A 17,796-nucleotide genomic window follows, 5' to 3' on the forward strand; every position below is an offset into this window, starting at 1 on the left:
AGCGCGCGGCGGCGCCCGTATCGACTCGGTTTGCATGTTCGCTGTACACCGTTGACGCAGGTGCACGCCGCATTCACCCTGAGCGCATGACGCTCTTGGCGGACGCGACGGACTTCTTCGGCACCGCGGCCTTGCAGGACCCCTACCCGCTCTATGACCGGATGCGCGACCAAGCACCGGTTCATCGCATCGGGGATTCGGTCTTCCACGCGGTATGCGGCTGGGACGCCGTCACCGAGGCCGTCAACCGGGTCGAGGATTTCTCGTCGAACCTCACCGCGACGATGGTCTACCACGACGACGGCACCGTCACCCCGTTCGACATGGGCCCACTCGGCGGTCCGATGCACGCCCTGGCCACCGCGGACGATCCCGTGCACGACGCGCACCGCAAGATGCTGCTGCCCCACCTCTCGGCCAGGCGAATACGTGTCATCGAGGGGTTCGCCGAAGCCACGGCGATCAAACTGTGGTCCGACGGGTTGGTCGACGGTCGGATCGAGTGGATGAGCGCCATGGCCAATCGGCTCCCGATGATGGTGGTCGCCCGCCTACTTGGGCTGCCCGACGACGACGTCGACATGCTGATCCGACTGGGGTATGCCACCACCACTCTGCTCGACGGCGTCGTGAGCCCGACCCAACTCGAAGCCGCGGGCGTGGCCGCGATGGAGCTGTCCGGGTATGTGATGGAGCACTTCGCGAGTGCCGGGGAACGCCCTGCGCCGGGCCTCATCGGCGACCTCGCCGCCCGCCACGCCTCTGGCGAACTGGAGCAGTTCCCGGCGCTTGGGATCATGCTCACCTTGTTCAGCGCGGCGGGCGAATCGACCGCGTCGCTACTGGGGAGCGCCGCCTGGATCCTGGTGACCCAGAGCCATATTCAAGAACAGGTCCGCGCCCATCCCGACCTGCTGGGTGCTTTCATCGAAGAGACACTGCGCTACGAGTCGCCGTTTCGCGGCCACTACCGCCACGTGATACGAGACACCACGCTGGGCGGCGTCGACGTGCCCGCCGATTCGCGCCTGCTGTTGATGTGGGGGGCCGCCAACCGCGACCCCCGGCAGTTCGACAACCCCAACGAGTTCCGGCTGGACCGCAGCGGCGCCAAAGGGCACATCACCTTCGGCAAGGGCGCACACTTCTGCGTCGGGGCCGCACTGGCACGTTTGGAGGCCCAGATCGTCTTGCGGACGCTGCTGGAACAGACGACCTGGATCGAGGCAACCGACGTCGGACACTGGCTGCCCAGCATCCTCGTCCGCCGACTCGACCATCTCGAACTGGCGGTCAGATGACCGAGCAAGCAGAGTTGATCGCCTGCTACGAGCTAACCCAAGCCAAGGCCAAGTACTGCCGAACCCTCGACACGCGGGACTGGAACGGCCTAGCGGCATTGATGACCGAAGACATCGAATTCGGGATGGGTGACGGACATTCCGAACCGCAAATGACCGTGGGACGCGACGAGACACTGGCGCTGCTGCAATCCCTTGTGGCCGGGTCAAAGACCGCTCACCAGGTCCATACACCCGAGATCGACCTCAACGAAGATGAGGCGCAAGTGATCATCAGGCCGGAGCGGGAGCCCACATCGCGAATGAAGAGGGTGGGCGGTAGTGCGCCTGGCCAAGCGGCCCCGTGTTCATGATTGCAACGAACGCCAGCCGGCTCATTCGGGCCGGAGGGTGGGCCATCTGGGCTGCGGCGCCTAGGCTTCTCGTATGAGTAGGGCTTTCGTTGTCACATTCGCGTTCGGATTGCTCGTCGCGGTGTTCGGTCTGATCTGGGCACTGCAGGGATTCGGGGTGTTGGGTGGCAGCCCGATGAGCAACACCACCACCTGGTCGATCATCGGTCCGATCACGGTGGTGATCGGCATCGGGATCGCGGTATTCAGTTGGCGCAAACTCAAGTCGAAATAGTTCGCTAGTTCTCCGTCACGGTGAACTCCACCGTGTGCCAGCCGGTGGCGCCGTCGGGGATGCTGCCAACCTGATCCGCTGTTTGGGTGGCTCCGGAGTTGTCGGTGGCGCGCACCGTAATGCTGTGATTCCCAGGGGTTTTCGCCTGCCATGGGAAGCTCCACAATCGCCACGTCGCGTTGGAATAGCTGGCGCCCAGTTCGGCGGGCTGCCATTCACCGTTGTCGATGCGGATCTCCACGCCCCGCACCCCCCGATTCTGTGCCCACGCCACCCCACCGAACACGACGGATCCTCTCGGCAGTTTCTGGCCGTCTGTCGGCACGTCGACGCGCGACTCGGTCTTGATCGGCGCCTGCGCTGCCCAGCCGAACCGTGTCCAGTACGCCTTTGCTTTGTCGAATCGAGTCAGCTCCAAGTCGACGACCCACTTGGTGGCGGACACATACCCGTAGAGCCCGGGCACCACCAGCCGAGCCGGGTAACCGTGCTCGACCGGCAGCGGCTGACCGTTCAGGCCCACCGCCAGCAGCGCGTCGCGGCCATCGGTGAGGGCCTGCACCGGCGTACCCGCGGTGAATCCGTCGATCGAGGTGGAGAGCACCATATCGGCGTTTGCGTGCACACCGGCTGCCGCAAGCAGGTCGGCCACCCGGTAGCCCGTCCACACGCCCGTCGAAATCAGCTTTCCACCAACGGGATTCGACACACAGGTCAACGTCGTCGCTGATTCGACGACTTCGAAACGGGCCAGGTCCTCGAAGCTGTAGGTAGCCTCGCGATCCACCATGCCGTGGATGCGCAACCGCCAGTCGCCGTGGCTGAGTTGCGGAACACTTAGCGCGGTGTCCACCCGGTAAAAGTCGCCGCTAGCGGTGACGAAGCTCGGGAGCGCGACGCCTTTCGGTTGCACATCGGCGGGTATGGGTGCAGCCGGTACCCGCGGGGTGGGAAGCGTGACGGCGTTGCGGTCGGCGGCCACCGAATGTACCAACCGTGTGAGGACCGCACCCACGACACCGCTCACCACGCCGAATCCGAGCAATCCGTACGCCACCAGCGCGCGTCTGCGTGCGTCCGGCTCGTCGCCGTCGGCATCGGCGGTTGGTTCTTTCGGCCGGACCCGGCGGGTGAGAAAGCGCAGGGCCGCCACGCCGCAGACGGCGCCCGCGACCGTGGGGATCGTGTCGGGCAACGCCGCGCCCTGCCGCGATAGCACTGCCGCGCAGCCGAGGAAGCCCGCCGCGGCGATTACCGCGCTGCCCACGGGACGGCGCTTGGTTTCGAAGCTGCCGGCGACCGCCGCGATCGTCGCGATCACCACGAGCACGACGATCGCCAAGAAGATCTTGTCCAGCGAGCCCAGGGTCTGAATCGCCCACTCTTTGACGGGCCCCGGGGTCAGGTCCACGATCACCGAGCCGGTCGCGGCGCGAGCATCCGCCCGCGCGCCGAACGGGATGCCCACCAGCGCAGCTACCCCGAGCGAGACGGCCGCGGCGGCAACCCCGGCGATCATCCGCTCATTCGACGTCGCGGCAGCCATCGGAATCACTGTACTCGCGCGTCAGCTAAGCCACCGCAAAAAGCTTGCCGGGCAGCCAATCACGCCTTGGCCGTGTTACCGAATCCGACATGGCTGCGAATCAGGGGCAGCGTTGCCGCGGTGGCGAAGCCCGGTGGGGCTGCGCAGATCGCGGGGACGGCATTGAGCACCTGCATGCCGGTGGCCACGCTTGCCGAGCGGACGTGCTCTGCCATGCTCGCCGCGCGGGTAAAGCTCGCCAGGCAGAAGAAGTGGGTCCGCATCGAGGGGTCGCCCTCGATCGTCAGCGTCCACCCGTCCTGGGGTTTGGGCCAGTTCTCCGGGTACTCGCCACCGACGGTCCACAGCGTCTCTATCTCGACGAGCACCTCGCCGTGGCGCCGGCCCGACCACCTCCACCGTTGCCCCGCAGTGGTTCCCGCGCGCAGCACATGATCGAATATCTGATGATCCTCGCGGGCGGGAACCGCCTCCACCGTCGCGGTGACCTCGTCGATGTCGGCATTGAGTGTGTCGGCCAGAAACCAGACCTGTTCGGTGAAGATACCGCTGTTGAAGGCGAGGAACTCGCTGGCTTGTGGACTGATCTCCTCGACCGGTTGGCCAAAGCGCATGTTGTCGAACGTGATTGACGTGCTTTCGTAGACCGACCAGTCGGCGCGTTCCTGGAGCGTGATCTTGTCGATGGTGCGGCACATGCCCGAAAGCGTCAGCGGTAGTGCGCCGGAGAGGTTCCCGGGGTTCAACCCGCTGCCGTGAACCGTCGTGTCGCCGGCCCGGCAGGCCTCCAGCACCCGATGGCGATCGGCAGGTGTGATGCGGCGCGGATGGAACAGGAATGCCGTTGTCACAACGTTTTTCCCACTGGGCAGCAATGCGCACACCTCGTCGAGGTTGGTGTTTCGCGGCGTGTAGAGCACGCAGTCCGCGGCGAGCTCCATGACCTTGTCGACATCAGTGGTCGCGGCGACGCCGATCGGGTCGCGACCCACCAGGGTGCCGACGTCGACTCCGTCTTTTGCGTCGGAATAGACGCGTGCGCCGACGATTTGCAAGTCGGGCCGGTGATCGATGATGGTCGTGACGATCTCGGAGCCCACCGTTCCGGTGCCCCACGGGATGATGCGCAGCGGCTCTGTCATCGGTGTCCCTTCCGGCTCGTCAGTGGTGATGAGTGTGCGACGCGACGCTCTCGCGATGTTCCTGAGCCGCATTGGTGCCGCCGGCGGGATAGGCATGGATCATCGCGGTGGTCAGCTTGGGCACCGCGTGGATCAAGTCGTGTTCGGCTTCGTGCGCAATCTGATGTGCCGCAGCCAAACTCAGCGCCGGATCGATGTCGAGTTCGGCATCGGCGTGTAGCCGGTGTCCGATCCAGCGCATCCGCACACTGCGCACCGAGCGCACGCCGGGCCGGGCGGCCAGCGCGGCCTCGGCAGTGTCGACGAGCTTCGGATCGACACCGTCCATCAGGCGACGGAACACATCTCGCACCGCCGTGCGCAGCACGGCCAGAATGGCCACCGTGATCGCCAGGCCGACGATCGGATCGGCGAGGGGGAAGCCCAAAGCCACGCCGCCGGCGCCGACCAGCACCGCCAGCGAGGTAAAGCCATCGGTGCGCGCGTGCAGGCCGTCGGCGACGAGCGCCGCCGAGCCGATACGGCGTCCGACCCGGATGCGGTAGAGCGCCACCCATTCGTTTCCGATGAACCCGAGCAGTCCGGCCACCGCGACCCAGCCGACGTGCCCGATGGGCCGCGGATTGATCAGCCGCTCGACGGCCTCGTACCCGGCGATTATCGCCGACAGGGTGATCATCGCGACCACGAACAGTCCGGCCAGGTCTTCCGCCCGGCCAAAGCCGTAGGTATAGTGGCGCGTTGCGGCCTTGGTGCTCAACGCAAACGCGATCCACAGCGGCACGGCGGTCAGAGCGTCGGAGAAGTTGTGGATGGTGTCGGCGGCCAAGGCGATGGAGCCGGACAGGATCACCACGACGATCTGCGCGACGGCGGTGGCGCCCAGCACCAGCAGGCTGATCTTGACCGCGCGGATACCGTCGGCGCTGGATTCCAACTCGCTGTCAAAGCTGTCGGCGGCGTCGTGCGAATGTGGCGCGAAAATCTCCTTGATCGCGCCCCGCAATCCCTTCGGATGATCGTGATCGTGTCCGTGCGAGTGGTCGTGCCCGTGATCGCTCATCGCGCGTTGGCCTTTCGGGGCCGTCGATCGGTCGTGATGGCCCGAACTTTGGGGTCGCTGCGGTGGTGCGACGGCACGCCGGGACCGGCATGTTCGGCGTTGAACACCGCATCGATGACCAGTTGACGGACGTGCTCGTTTTCCAGGCTGTAGAAGATCGTGGTGCCGGCCCGGCGGGTGCGCACCAGCCGAGCCATCCGCAGCTTGGCCAGATGCTGGGACACCGACGGCGCGGGCTTGTCCACCTTTTCGGCCAGGTCGTTGACCGACGACTCGCCCTCGGTCAGCGCCCACAACACCCGAATGCGGGTGGCGTCGGCCAACATTCGGAAGACCTCGACGATCAGGCTGACCTGATCCTCGGCAAGGTCCGCTGCGCCACTATCTGCATGCATACGTAGATAGTAGCTTATCCGGCTCGGCGCCGCCTTCGCGAAGGCGCCCTGAGCGGCCGTCAGAACTTCGCGACAGCCCCGGCATCGATCGGCAACGCGGCGCCGGTGATGTACCGCGACTCGTCGGAGGCGAGAAACAGCACGGCGTTACTGACCGCGCTCGCCTCGATGACCGGCACCGGCAGCATATGGAAGTGGCCGAGCACGGCGGCCGTGTCGTCCATCGTGGGGTTGGGGAGGTCGGGCCGCAGCATGCGGTGGAATTGCTCGTTGTCGATCATCGGCGTCCGTATGTTGCCGGGGTGGATCGAATTGACTCGAATCAACTGAGGCGCAAGCTCGTTCGCGAGCGAGTTCATCAAGCCGACGACGCCGTGCTTCGCCGAGGCGTAGTGCGCCATGTACCCGCCGCCGCGGAGTCCCAACATGGAGCTCACCAGGATGATGGAGCCGCCGCGGCCGTCGGACATGTGCGGTACCGCCACCTTGACGGTGTGCCAAACCCCGGTGAGATTGATGTCGAGCATCGTCTGCCAGGCGGCTTCTTCGATCATCGCGGCGGGCGCGGGACTGCCGCTGATGCCGGCGTTGGCAATCACGACATCGGGCCGGCCCAATTCGTCGATTCCTCGTTGCAACGCCTCGCGCAGGCTCACGAGGTTTCTGACATCGGCCTTGGTGGCCACGATGCGCCGGTCCAATTTCTCGACCAGGGCCACGGTTTCGTCGAGATCGTCCTGCGTGGCTCCCGGATAGCTCACGCCCTCGATGTCGCCACACATGTCCACGGCGATGATGTCGGCGCCTTCCTCGGCGAGGCGGACGGCATGTTCTCGACCTTGGCCGCGCGCCGCACCCGTGATGAACGCGACTTTGCCGGCCACTCTGCCAACGGCCTTCGTCATCGTGACCCTTCCTACCGATCGATAACTTTCACCGAGACGATAGCCCTGATCGTGGCCCGCCAGGCCACTGCGGGGTTAGTGGCCGGGAAACTGAAACGGACTGGGCGCGGGGCCGGCGCCCATCAGCGGGAACGGCATCTTCCCGTTGGCAAGCGAGGTCAGCACGCCCGGGCATTCCATCTGGATGGCCATGCTGGTGACCAGCCCGGCCATGGTCGCCGAAAGCCCAGTTTTCCCAGACAGTTGCGATGCTACGGTCGCGACCGTCGCACCCGGCTTTACCAAGGCCGGGCAAATTGACTGGCCGAGTCCGGCAATGGCGTTGCTCTGCGAGCCGTTGTTGCCGATTCCCGCGCCGTTCAGCGCGGTGGTGATCGCGTCGCCGGACGTGTCGGCCTGGGCGAGCGCAGGCAGCGTTGCTCCGGCCGCGAGGATGCCGGCCGCAACCGCCAGTGGGCGAACCACCCCCGACGCCGCATCGATGAAACCTGCCCATGCCGTCGGTTGGCGAACCGCAAGGGAGCGACGAACCGTCTGGGTAGTCCATGGGCGGAACATCGTCAGTGCGGTCATATCGCTCCTAGGAGTCAGGCGAGTGCACAACCATGCACTGCCCCTGTCTTCGGTAACGATCGTCAATCCGTTACATCACGATCCGGGTGCATCGGGAGCCGTCGGCCAGGCCCGACCGCTCAGGAGTCGCAATCCGTTGAGCGCGACGATGATGGTCGACCCCTCGTGGCCCGCGACGCCGAGGGGCAGCGGCAGGTGGCCGAACAGGTCCCAGACGACGAGTCCGGTGATGAAGGCCGCGGCGATGGCCAAATTGGCGATCACGACCCGGCGCGCCCGACGGGCCAGCGCCACGACGGCCGGGATGGTGGCGAGTTCGTCGCGGACGGTGACGGCGTCGGCGGTTTCCAAGGTGAGGTCGGCTCCGTTGCGGCCCATGGCAATCGAGGAGTGCGCGGCGGCCATCGCGGGAGCGTCGTTGATGCCGTCACCGACCAACGACACCCGGTGGCCGTCGGCCTGGAGCTGGCGCACCGCGGCGACCTTGTCATCGGGCAGCAGGTCGGCGCGGACATCGGTGATCCCGACCTGCGCGGCCAGATGCTCTGCTGCCGGGCGGGTATCACCGGTCAGCAGGATCGGTGGTCCCGCGGTGATCGCGGCGATGGCGCGGACCACCACATCGCTTCCCTCGCGCACGGTGTCGTCGAGTCCGAGAACGCCCAGCGGCGCACCATCGACGACGACGAGAACCGCCGTGGTGCCCTGGCGTTCCAGGTCGGCCGCCGCGGCCGGGTTGCTGTGAAATGCGCGCGGGCTCAGCACTTCGATGTTGCGGTCCGCGACACGTGCGCGTACGCCACGACCGGGAAGGGCCTGAAAATCGGTGGCTTCCGCCACGGGCAGCTCGCGTGCGCGCGCGGCGGCAACGATCGCGCGCCCGAGCGGATGTTCGCTGAATTGCTCTGCGCTGGCCGCTATTCGCAGCACATCGTCATCGGAGCAGAGGTCCTCGATCACGGCGATGGCGGTGAGTTGTGGTGTTCCCGTCGTGAGTGTGCCGGTCTTGTCGATGGCCACCGCAGTGGTATCGGCCAGGTGCTCCATCGCGACCGCCGACTTGACCAGCACACCGCGCCGGCCGGCGTTCGCGATCGCCGAGAGCAGCGGCGGCATGGTCGCCAACACCACCGCACACGGCGATGCCACGATCATGAACGTCATCGCACGAAGCAGCGTGGACCGTAGGTCGGCCCCGAGGATCAGGGGCACCGCGAACAGGGCGAGCGTCGCCACGACGACGCCCGCGGAATAGCGCTGCTCGACCTTCTCAATGAACAGTTGCGTCTTGGCTTTGGTGGCCGACGCCTCCGCGACCAGGGCGACGATGCGGGCGACGACGGTGTCGGAGGGGTCTTTGGTGACGCGAATACGAAGTGCCCCAGCACCATTGAGGGTTCCGGCAAAAACCTCGTCGCGGGCCGACTTTGCGATCGGCATCGGCTCCCCGGTCACCGACGACTGGTCGACATCGGAGACGCCGTCGACAACGACACCGTCGGCGCCGACGCGTTCGCCGGGGCGCACGCTGACGAGGTCGCCGACACGAAGGTCGGTGGCGTTGACCGATTCTTCGATACCGTTGGCGTCGAGGCGGATGGCGCGATCGGGTGCAAGGTCTAGCAATCCCTTGACCGAATCCTCGGTGCGCTTGGTCGCCGCGTCTTCCAATGCGCCGGACGTGGCGAAAATGACGATCAGCAGTGCGCCGTCGAAGATCTGGCCGATGCTTGCGGCGCCGATGGCGGCAACCACCATCAGCAGATCGACATCCAGCGTGCGAGAACGCAACGCCTGCAAGCCTTCCCAGGCAGGTTCCCAGCCGCCGGTCAGGTAGCAGGCTAGGTACAAGACCCACCAGGTCCAACTAGGAGCGTCAAGCAACTGCGTCGCGAGCCCGGCCATGAACAGGACCAAAGCGACCGTCGCCCATCGGACGGATGCGACCGACCACAGACCCGAGATGCGGGCGGGCCCGCTGTCCGACAAGGGCGTGCGCGTCGGCTGCGCGGTGGTGCACGTCATCGAAGCGGCTCTTTCCCCGGCGGCAACTTACCCATCCATGTATACATGTACAGCTCTACATATGTCACATCAGTTTGTGGCGCGTGCTTCAATTGATCGATGGGACACGGAGTCGACGGCAGGGTGACGCCACCGGCCACGCTCGACTCGGTCTCTGCCATCAAAATCGCCGAGACACTCCAAGCGCTGGCCTCACCCAACCGACTGATGATCCTCACCCGGCTGCGGCAATCGCCATGCTCGGTCGGCGAACTCTCCACGGCGGTCGGCATGGAGCAGCCGGCGGTGTCTCACCAATTGCGGCTGCTGCGCGCCCTCGGGCTGGTTGCCGGCGACCGCAACGGCCGCAACATCGTCTATCGCCTCTACGACAACCACGTCGCTTCCCTGCTCGACGAGGCCGTTTACCACATCGAGCACCTGCGCCTCGGCGCCACCGACACGACGGCTTAGCTGGTCAGGGCCGCAATTGGCGATGCGGTCGGAAAAATTTAGCTGAACATTTGATAAGACAGTGTTTCGGCACGGGATTAGAGACGCTGTCGGCTCTAATGTGATGGAGATGAGTATCGAGTACTACCTGCAGAAGGTTCCCGTCGAATCCGTTGAGCCGGGTTTCTCGCTGGCCATCGATGAAGACGGCGACTACCGGCTGTTCCAGGTCGAATGCACCCAGAGGTTGCATCGGGTCGGCACCCCCATCATGTACACACTGATCTCCGAGCCCGTCAACGGCGGCGATCCCTGGGTCCTGGAGTGCGAAGAGGGCACGCCGGTCGTGCGGATTCTCGGCGTCGCCAAGGCGGCGTCCTAGGCTTCCCAGGCCTCCTAGGCCTCCTGGGTCGTTGCCGCCGGCTTGGCCGCGACGACGAACTGCACCGCGCGCTGCGTCTGCTGTTCGATGTCGACGAGCCCGGCCGACGAGAACAGGTCGACAAAGTCGCGCCGGCCGAACACCGTGAGACCGATGCTGCGCGCGACGGCGGTCATCAGGTGCCGCACCGCGGCCACGTCGGGGGCATAGCTGGTCAGGATCGCTATCCGGCCACCGGGCCGCAGCACCCGCACCATCTCGGCGGCCACCCGGAACGGCTCGGGCATCAGGTACAGCGCACCGAAACAGCAAACAGCGTCGAAGGTTTCGTCGCCGAACGGCAACACGCGGGCGTCGCCGCGGACGTAACAGGTGTGCGGCCCGCTGTTGTCGGCGACGGCGCGCGTCAGCATCGACTCGGAGATATCGAACCCGACCGCCAGGCCGCCGTCGGGCAGTTCGGCGGCCAGGGGAGCGGTGAAATTGCCTGGGCCACAAGCAACATCGAGCAGTCGGTGAGCGGTCGGCAGCTGCAGGGCCGACGCCGCCCGGCGCTGTTCGGCCCGGTGGGTGAGGCCGCTGGCGGCGTAGAAGGCGGTCGGTCGCCACAGCCGTTCGTAGACCGTCGCGACGAACGGGCTGTTCATGGCGCGCTGCGCGACGGTCGGCACCGGCGCACTGGTCGATTCGCCCAGCACGTCGAGAAAACCGTGTCGCAGCTGGGCGGTCTGGCTCATCAGGCTGCGGGTCGTCTCGACCGGATCCTGGCTCATCGTGTTCCGACGCTAGTGGACAGCCCCGCCGCGCCCGCGGCCCGGGTGCGGGCGGAGATCCGTCATAGTGATAATCATTTTCATCAATGATCATGAGATTTCGGGTCGGGTGCGTTAGATGAGGGCCGAGCGTCGACCACGTTTCGGGTCCATGGAAGTCCTGGTCTTCGGTTTGGTGGGGTTCGCGATCGCGGGGACGTGGTTGCGCGCCGTCGTCGTCAACAGCACCGCCTTGTCCACCGCGGGCACCGTGTTCTGCGGTGTCTTCGTCCAGGCCGTGCCGTTTCTGGGCATGGGCGTGGTGGTCAGCGGTTTGATCGCGGTGTTCGTGTCACCCGAACGGCTGGTGCGCTGGCTGCCCCGGCGACCCGCCGCGGCGGTCGTCGTCGCCGGCGTGGCCGGGGCCGCGCTGCCGGGCTGCGAGTGCGGCTCGGTGCCGGTGGCTCGGCGGCTCTTCGGCGACGGCGGCGCGGCCGGAGCGGCGGCGTTGACGTTCATGCTCGCCGCACCCGCGATCAACCCCGTCGTAGTGGTCGCGACGGCCGTCGCGTTCCCGGGTCAGCCGAAGATGGTCATCGCCAGGGTCGCCGCGTCACTGCTGACCGCGGTGGTGATGGGCTGGGCGTGGTCGCGGTGGGGGCGCACCGAATGGATCACCCGCCGGCTCCCGCAGCACGGCTCGCACAGCCCGGAGACCGACTCGAAGTGGCTGGTGTTCTGTGAAGTGGCCCGGCACGACTTTCTGCAGGCGGCGGCCTACCTGGTGGTGGGAGCCGCCGCCGCGGCGGCCCTGCACGTGCTGGTGCCGCCGTGGATCTTCGAAAACGTCGGCGCGCATCTGGTTCTCGGCGTCATCGTGATGGCGACGCTGGCCGTCACGCTGGCCGTGTGCTCGGAGGCCGACGCGTTCGTGGCGTCCAGCCTGACGATGGTGCCGCTGATTCCGCGGCTGGTGTTCCTGGTGGTCGGGCCCGCCGTCGACGTCAAGCTGCTGGCGATGCAGTCCGGCATGTTCGGCCGGGCGTTCGCCACCCGCTTCGGCCCGGCGACTTTCGTCGTGGCCACGATGGCGGCCACCGGAGTCGGCGTGCTGCTGCTGGGCGGTTCTCGATGAAGCGCGAAACCGAGAACACGATCCTGCTGCTGGTCGGGCTGAGCATCGCCCTGATCGTGGCCACCGGCGTGTTCACCCGCTACGTCAAGCCGTCGCTGTTGCCGTGGCTGGTTCTCACCGCCGCGCTGCTGATCGCGCTCGCGCTGGTGTCCATCGTCGGCGACGTCCGCCGCGGCGGCCGCGATCACGACGACGGGCATGCCCACCGCGGCGGCGTGGTGTGGTTGCTCGCGGTGCCCATCGTGGTGCTGTGCTTTGTGACGCCCCCGGCCTTGCGACCGCAGGCCGCCACGGTGACAAACGTCTCCAATGACGCTCTGCGCGTGGCATTTCCGCCGTTACCGCCAGGGCGTGCGCCCGAGATCTCGCTGGCCGAGGCGGTGGTGCGTTCGGCCAACGACAGCACGGGCTCGTTGAACAACCGGCTGATCACCGTCACCGGTTTCGCCCTCAACGAACCCGGCGGCGTTGACCTGGCCCGCATCGTCATCATCTGTTGCGCAGCCGACGCCCAGTTGGCCCGCATTCACCTGCGCGACCACGACGGCGGTGACACGGTGCACTTCGCCGACAACACCTGGCTGCGGGTGGAGGGCGTGATAACGCCGGCACAGCGCCAGCCCCATACGCCGCCGATCCCGACGCTGCGGGCCGTCTCGGTCACGCCCGTGCCCGCTCCGGCAAACCCCTACGCGTAGCGCAAACAGGACAAACCTGCTGGTTAGCCTGTTAGGCTCGCGACGGTCGGCTCAGCGATTCACGTCGGAGGGGACTCTGGATGACACGCCCACGGATCCGCGCCCGTGCGCCGCTGCGGATCTCGTTCGCCGGCGGCGGCACCGACGTCCCGCCTTTCCCGGAGCTCGAAGGTGGCTGTGTTCTTTCGGCGACGATCGACCGCTTCGCCTACGGATCGCTGACCCCGCGTACCGATCGCAAGGTGAGCATCGAGTCGGTGGACTTCAAGACCACCCACGAGATGACGCTCGACAGCGAAATCCTCTACGACGGCAGCCTTGACCTGATCAAGGCCGCGGTACGGCGGTTCGGCCGCGACGGGACGGACGGCTACGACTTGGTGCTGCGGTCGAGCGCTCCGCCTGGATCCGGGTTGGGCTCGTCGTCGACGATGATGGTCGCGCTCACCGGGCTGCTCGCCGAGCACTACCGCGCGCCGATGGGCGAATACGAGACCGCCCAGCTGGCCTGCGCCATCGAACGTGACGACCTCGGCATCGCGGGCGGCCTGCAGGACATGTACGCCGCGACATTCGGCGGATTCAACTTCATCGAGTTCAGCGACCGGGTGATCGTCAACCCGCTGCGCGTGCGCGACGAGATCGCGTTCGAACTCGAGCTCAGCCTGCTGCTCTGCTACACGGGCATCACGCGGGACTCCGCACGCGTGATCGAGGACCAAACCCGCCGCGCCACCACGGGTGCCGACGACACGCTTGCCGGGCTGCGCGCGCAGAAGGAGCTGGCGGTGGCCATGAAGGCCGCACTGCTGACCGGCAAGCTCAACGATTTCGGCGCCCTGCTCGGCGAGGCGTGGACCCAGAAGAAGCGGATGTCGCCCTACATCACCAACGCGCGCATCGACGAGCTGTACGACCTCGCGTTGCATAACGGCGCCCTCGGCGGCAAGATCACCGGCGCCGGTGGCGGTGGTTACATCCTGCTGTTCTGCGATTTCACCAAGAAGCACCGCCTCATCGAGGCCCTCGAGGGGGCGGGGGCCGGAATCACCGAATTCGCTTTCGAGAGCAAGGGATTGACCACATGGCAGGCATGAGTAGGTCGGATGTCGTCGCGCCGAGTGTGGAGACGGTCCAGGCCCGGCTGGCCGACACGATCGCCGTCAAGCAGCAGCTGCAGTCGGGCGAATTCGCCGCGCAGACCGTCGAGGTGGCGCGGGTAATCATCGACGCGCTGCGCGCCGACGGCAAGGTGATCTTCTTCGGCAACGGCGGCTCCGCCCAAGACGCGGGGCATCTGGCCGCCGAGCTGATGGGCCGCTTCGCGTTCGACCGACCGGGCCTGGCCGCGCTCAGCCTTCCCGACGCCACCGCGGCGATCACCGCGATCGGCAACGACTACTCCTACGACGAGGTGTTCGCCCGCCAGGTGCTGGCCGCCGGCCGGGCCGGCGACGTAGTGGTCGGCCTGACCACGTCGGGCAACTCGCCCAACGTGGTGCGCGCGCTCGAGGCGGCCGGACAGGCCGGGATGACGACCGTGACGCTGACCGGCGCCCGCGGCGGCAAGGTCGCCGACGTGGCCCAGATCTGCATTCGGGTGCCCAGTGCCGACACCGGCCGGATTCAGGAAGCGTGCCTGCACCTGGGCCACACCATTTGCGAAATGGTCGAAGCCGCGTTGTTCCGCCGTCCGTCCTGACGATGGGCTGGGAGAACGTCCGTACTGTCTTCCTGGACCGAGACGGAACCATCAACGTCAAGGCCGACGAGGGCGAATACATCCGGACGCCCGACGAATTGGTTCTCTTGCCCGGCGCGGCCCAGGCGATCGCGGCGCTGAATGCGGCCGGCCTGCGCACCGTCCTGGTGACCAACCAGCGCTGGCTGTCCGAACCGCCAGCTCAACCTACGCATTTCCACACCATCCAGGACCGGCTGCGGCAACTGCTCGCCGATCAGGGCGCCCGGCTGGACGCCGAATATCACTGCCCGCACGCGGCGAACAGCTGCGACTGCCGTAAACCGTTGGCCGGCATGCTGATTCGTGCGGCGGCAGAACACGGATTCGATCTGGCCGAGTCGGTCATGATCGGCGATAGCGCCGCCGACGTGGCGGCCGGCCGAGCGGCCGGCGCGACGACCGTCCTGCTGCGCGCCGGCGGCGGCGAGGACGCCGACTTCGTCGTCGACGACCTCGCCGCGGCCGTGCGGCTCATCCTCGCCTGAACCGGGCGACGATCGACCGGATCACCAGCGCGAGCGCGAACGGCAGATCGTCGCGCAGGTATCGGCGAGCCAGCCGGCGCGGTTCGAGCATCAGCCGGTGCACCCATTCGAATCCGAGTCGCTGCAGTAGCGGGGACGCCCGGCGGACTGCGCCGGCCGTCATGCCGATGCCGCCGCCGCAGGCCAGGCACCATACGTCGGGCAGCTCTTCGCGTAGCCGTTCGATCAGGCGTTCCTGCCGCGGGAAACCCAACCCGACGAAGACCAGATCGGGTTTGGCGGCGACCACCGCCGCGACCGCTTGCCGCGTGCCGTCCTCCGTCTTGTCGAAGCCGAACGCCGGCGACTGGGCGCCGGCGACGCGCAGGTTGGGAAATTGCGCGGCGAGCGCGGCGGCCGCCTGCTCCGGAATGCCCTCGGCGCCGCCGAAGAAATAGATCGACTTGCCGTCGGCGGCCGCGGCCGCACTCAGCGGATGGATCAACGACGAACCGGCCACCCGCTCCGGCAGCGGCTCACCCCGCAGCCGCGCCGCCCACACCAACGGCATCCCGTCGGCGACGACCAGGGATCCGCGCGCGATCAGCTCGGCGAGTGCGCCGTCGCGGCTGGCCGCGACGGCCACGTCGACGTTCACCGGGATGATCGAGCCGCCCCGGCCGTCGGCCCAGGCCTTGCGCACGACGTCGACGGCGTCACGCAGGGTGAGGGAGTCGAACCAAAGATCGCCCACCCGGATCCTGGCTGGCTGCATGACTCGTGATTCTCACCGGATTGGCGCCGAACTTCCATCGAACTCCCGACATCGGTTCGTCCGGTTGTTGCTGCACCGCCCGCCGACGCCATAACCTGAGCGAATCGGACCGCAAGATGGGCCGCCGTGGCCGAACTGATCGGTGCGCGGGCGGAAGAACTCGCCGCGATGGACATCTTCGAGGGATGCGCCATCGAAGACTTGGAGCCGTTGGCGGCCACCCTGCAGCCGCTGCGCGCCGCGGCCGGACAGGTCCTGATGCAGCAGGGCGAGCAGGCCGTGTCGTTTCTGCTGATCTCCTCGGGCGCCGCCGAGATCAGACACGTCGGGGCCGACGGCGCGGTGGCGATCGGCGAGACTTCCGCCGGCGCGATCATCGGCGAGATCGCCCTGCTGCGCGACAGCCCCCGGATCGCGACCGTCACCACGCTCGAACCGCTGACCGGCTGGATCGGCGACAACGATGCGTTCACCCGGCTGGTGCACATCCCGGGCATCATGCCCCGGCTGCTGCGGATGGTGCGCCAGCGGCTGGCCGCTTTCATCACACCCCTGCCGATACGGATGCGCGACGGTACCCACCTGCTGCTGCGCCCGGTGCTGCCGGGCGACGACGTGCGCACCGTGCACGGCCATATTCAGTTCTCCAGCGAAACGCTGTATCGGCGGTTCATGACGGCCCGGCTGCCCTCGCCGGCGCTGATGCACTACCTGTCCGAGGTCGACTACGTCGACCATTTCGTGTGGGTGGTGACCGACGGCGACGACCCGGTGGCCGACGCGCGCTTCGTCCGCGACGAAAAGGATCCGACGGTCGCCGAGATCGCGTTCACCGTCGCTGACGCCTACCAGGGCCGGGGGATCGGGAGCTTCCTGATCGGCGCGCTGTCGATCGCCGCCGAGGTTGACGGAGTCGAAAGGTTCTCCGCGCGAATGCTTTCCGACAATCTGCCGATGCGCACGATCATGGACCGCTACGGCGCGATCTGGCAACGCGAAGACGTCGGGGTCATCACCACCGTCATCGACGTGCCGCGCCGGCGCGACCTGGGCATCAAGCGTGGATTGGCCGACGAAATCAAACGCGTTGCCCGACAGGTGATCGAGGCGCTCGGCTGATCCGGCGTCTCGTGATATCAACTTCGCATGCGGCCGTTCTGGTTTGGTGCGGTGCTCACGGTGTTGGTGGCCGCATGCGGCCACGCGCCGGCACACCGGCCCTCGGTCACGCCCACGCCGTCGGCGCACTCCACCACCGTCAACCCCGCCAACGTCAAGCGAGTCGTTCGTGACCTGCCGCCCAATTACGAGGCCACGCCCGGCATTCCGAGCGGCGCCTCGCCGCGGGTGATCTGGGGCCTTGACCCGGACGCGACGTCCAAGCCCGCGTCATGCGCCGTACTCGCCGATCCCGGCAAGGGGCGCGACCAATCCGCGCAGGGCCTGTCCGCCTCGGGTCCGGGCGGCATCATCAACGTGGCTGTGGTGACTTTGCCAGACATTGACCTGGACCGCGGCGTCGTCGAGGCCTGCGGCCAGTGGGCCATGACCGCCGAGCACACCACCGCCAGCGTCCAGCTCACCGACCCTCCGCGCATCGACGACGCGCAAACCCTCGGCATGATCGTCGACATCAAATCCGCTGTCGAGTCGGGCACCGAAATCGATTCGCGGGCATACACATTCATTGCCTACCTGGGCGGCTACTACGCCTTCACCACGGTGACCACCGATCCGGGGTCGGCGCTGCCGGCGTTGCCGCCGCAATTCGCCGCCGATCTGCTCGTCAAAACGGTGTCCACGTTGCGGGGCTGAACGCCCGGCTTTGGGTAGATTA

The 17,796-nt window shown here is 67.0% G+C and carries 21 protein-coding genes; 12 read left to right on the forward strand and 9 right to left on the reverse strand.

Annotated elements, in window-relative coordinates; genetic code table 11:
* Positions 1–86: 86 nt before the first annotated feature.
* From SKC41_RS12875 to SKC41_RS12885, 3 genes are all read left to right on the forward strand, one after another.
* A complete protein-coding gene (locus SKC41_RS12875) occupies positions 87–1,301 on the forward strand; it encodes a cytochrome P450 (protein WP_330977932.1) in 1,215 nt (404 codons plus the stop codon).
* Positions 1,298–1,654 carry a nuclear transport factor 2 family protein gene (locus tag SKC41_RS12880; protein WP_330977933.1) on the forward strand — a complete coding sequence of 119 codons (357 nt, stop codon included), beginning with the start codon at positions 1,298–1,300 and terminating at the stop codon, positions 1,652–1,654. The genes SKC41_RS12875 and SKC41_RS12880 overlap by 4 nt, the downstream gene beginning before the upstream one ends.
* 73 nt (positions 1,655–1,727) lie before the next feature.
* Positions 1,728–1,928 (forward strand): hypothetical protein, encoded by a 201-nt coding sequence (locus tag SKC41_RS12885; protein ID WP_330977934.1) that lies wholly within the window; start codon positions 1,728–1,730, stop codon positions 1,926–1,928.
* 4 nt (positions 1,929–1,932) lie between these two features.
* Here SKC41_RS12885 and SKC41_RS12890 read toward each other — a convergent pair whose 3' ends face one another.
* The 7 genes from SKC41_RS12890 to SKC41_RS12920 form a co-directional block, all read right to left on the reverse strand.
* Positions 1,933–3,474, reverse strand: coding sequence for a molybdopterin-dependent oxidoreductase (locus SKC41_RS12890; protein WP_330977935.1), 1,542 nt, complete (start codon positions 3,472–3,474; stop codon positions 1,933–1,935).
* Positions 3,475–3,533: 59 nt separating this feature from the next.
* Positions 3,534–4,616 (reverse strand): NAD(P)H-dependent amine dehydrogenase family protein, encoded by a 1,083-nt coding sequence (locus SKC41_RS12895; RefSeq protein ID WP_330977936.1) that lies wholly within the window; start codon positions 4,614–4,616, stop codon positions 3,534–3,536.
* Between the two features lie 19 nt (positions 4,617–4,635).
* The gene (locus SKC41_RS12900; protein ID WP_330977937.1) at positions 4,636–5,679 is read right to left on the reverse strand and encodes a cation diffusion facilitator family transporter; all 1,044 of its coding nucleotides are present in this window, start codon (positions 5,677–5,679) and stop codon (positions 4,636–4,638) included.
* Positions 5,676–6,074, reverse strand: coding sequence for an ArsR/SmtB family transcription factor (locus SKC41_RS12905; protein WP_330977938.1), 399 nt, complete (start codon positions 6,072–6,074; stop codon positions 5,676–5,678). Before SKC41_RS12905 ends, SKC41_RS12900 begins: the two co-directional genes overlap by 4 nt.
* Positions 6,075–6,133: 59 nt before the next feature.
* A complete protein-coding gene (locus SKC41_RS12910) occupies positions 6,134–6,979 on the reverse strand; it encodes a mycofactocin-coupled SDR family oxidoreductase (protein WP_330977939.1) in 846 nt (281 codons plus the stop codon).
* 75 nt (positions 6,980–7,054) lie between these two features.
* Positions 7,055–7,552, reverse strand: coding sequence for a DUF732 domain-containing protein (locus SKC41_RS12915; protein ID WP_330977940.1), 498 nt, complete (start codon positions 7,550–7,552; stop codon positions 7,055–7,057).
* A gap of 75 nt (positions 7,553–7,627) precedes the next feature.
* Positions 7,628–9,577 carry a heavy metal translocating P-type ATPase gene (locus tag SKC41_RS12920; RefSeq protein ID WP_330977941.1) on the reverse strand — a complete coding sequence of 650 codons (1,950 nt, stop codon included), beginning with the start codon at positions 9,575–9,577 and terminating at the stop codon, positions 7,628–7,630.
* Between the two features lie 99 nt (positions 9,578–9,676).
* Between SKC41_RS12920 and SKC41_RS12925 the strand changes: the two genes are divergently transcribed.
* Together SKC41_RS12925 and SKC41_RS12930 are read left to right on the forward strand one after the other, a co-directional pair.
* Positions 9,677–10,030: an ArsR/SmtB family transcription factor gene (locus SKC41_RS12925; protein ID WP_330977942.1), complete on the forward strand. Its 354-nt coding sequence runs from the start codon at positions 9,677–9,679 to the stop codon at positions 10,028–10,030.
* Between the two features lie 109 nt (positions 10,031–10,139).
* Positions 10,140–10,391, forward strand: a complete 252-nt coding sequence (locus SKC41_RS12930; protein ID WP_330977943.1) for a hypothetical protein — start codon at positions 10,140–10,142, stop codon at positions 10,389–10,391.
* A gap of 14 nt (positions 10,392–10,405) precedes the next feature.
* Here SKC41_RS12930 and SKC41_RS12935 read toward each other — a convergent pair whose 3' ends face one another.
* Complete coding sequence (locus tag SKC41_RS12935) at positions 10,406–11,164, reverse strand: class I SAM-dependent methyltransferase (RefSeq protein WP_330977944.1); 759 nt, start codon at positions 11,162–11,164, stop codon at positions 10,406–10,408.
* A gap of 118 nt (positions 11,165–11,282) precedes the next feature.
* Between SKC41_RS12935 and SKC41_RS12940 the strand changes: the two genes are divergently transcribed.
* The 5 genes from SKC41_RS12940 (at position 11,283) to SKC41_RS12960 (ending at position 15,205) form a co-directional block, all read left to right on the forward strand.
* Complete coding sequence (locus SKC41_RS12940; RefSeq protein ID WP_330977945.1) at positions 11,283–12,278, forward strand: permease; 996 nt, start codon at positions 11,283–11,285, stop codon at positions 12,276–12,278.
* Complete coding sequence (locus SKC41_RS12945; RefSeq protein WP_330977946.1) at positions 12,275–12,976, forward strand: TIGR03943 family putative permease subunit; 702 nt, start codon at positions 12,275–12,277, stop codon at positions 12,974–12,976. Before SKC41_RS12940 ends, SKC41_RS12945 begins: the two co-directional genes overlap by 4 nt.
* An 80-nt stretch (positions 12,977–13,056) precedes the next feature.
* On the forward strand, positions 13,057–14,073 hold the full coding sequence (locus SKC41_RS12950) for a GHMP family kinase ATP-binding protein (RefSeq protein ID WP_330977947.1): 1,017 nt from the start codon (positions 13,057–13,059) through the stop codon (positions 14,071–14,073).
* On the forward strand, positions 14,061–14,678 hold the full coding sequence (locus tag SKC41_RS12955; protein ID WP_330977948.1) for a D-sedoheptulose-7-phosphate isomerase: 618 nt from the start codon (positions 14,061–14,063) through the stop codon (positions 14,676–14,678). The genes SKC41_RS12950 and SKC41_RS12955 overlap by 13 nt, the downstream gene beginning before the upstream one ends.
* A 2-nt stretch (positions 14,679–14,680) precedes the next feature.
* On the forward strand, positions 14,681–15,205 hold the full coding sequence (locus SKC41_RS12960; protein WP_330977949.1) for a D-glycero-alpha-D-manno-heptose-1,7-bisphosphate 7-phosphatase: 525 nt from the start codon (positions 14,681–14,683) through the stop codon (positions 15,203–15,205).
* Here the strand turns inward: SKC41_RS12960 and SKC41_RS12965 are convergent.
* Entirely contained in the window at positions 15,192–15,959 is a 768-nt protein-coding gene (locus tag SKC41_RS12965; RefSeq protein ID WP_330977950.1) for a WecB/TagA/CpsF family glycosyltransferase, read from the reverse strand. The genes SKC41_RS12960 and SKC41_RS12965 overlap by 14 nt on opposite strands.
* A 168-nt stretch (positions 15,960–16,127) precedes the next feature.
* Between SKC41_RS12965 and SKC41_RS12970 the strand changes: the two genes are divergently transcribed.
* Positions 16,128–17,078 (forward strand): GNAT family N-acetyltransferase, encoded by a 951-nt coding sequence (locus SKC41_RS12970; protein ID WP_330978868.1) that lies wholly within the window; start codon positions 16,128–16,130, stop codon positions 17,076–17,078.
* A 27-nt stretch (positions 17,079–17,105) separates the two neighbouring features.
* A complete protein-coding gene (locus tag SKC41_RS12975; RefSeq protein ID WP_330977951.1) occupies positions 17,106–17,774 on the forward strand; it encodes a DUF5642 family protein in 669 nt (222 codons plus the stop codon).
* Positions 17,775–17,796: the final 22 nt, after the last annotated feature.

This window comes from Mycobacterium sp. 050128, assembly GCF_036409155.1.
Lineage (GTDB): Bacteria > Actinomycetota > Actinomycetes > Mycobacteriales > Mycobacteriaceae > Mycobacterium.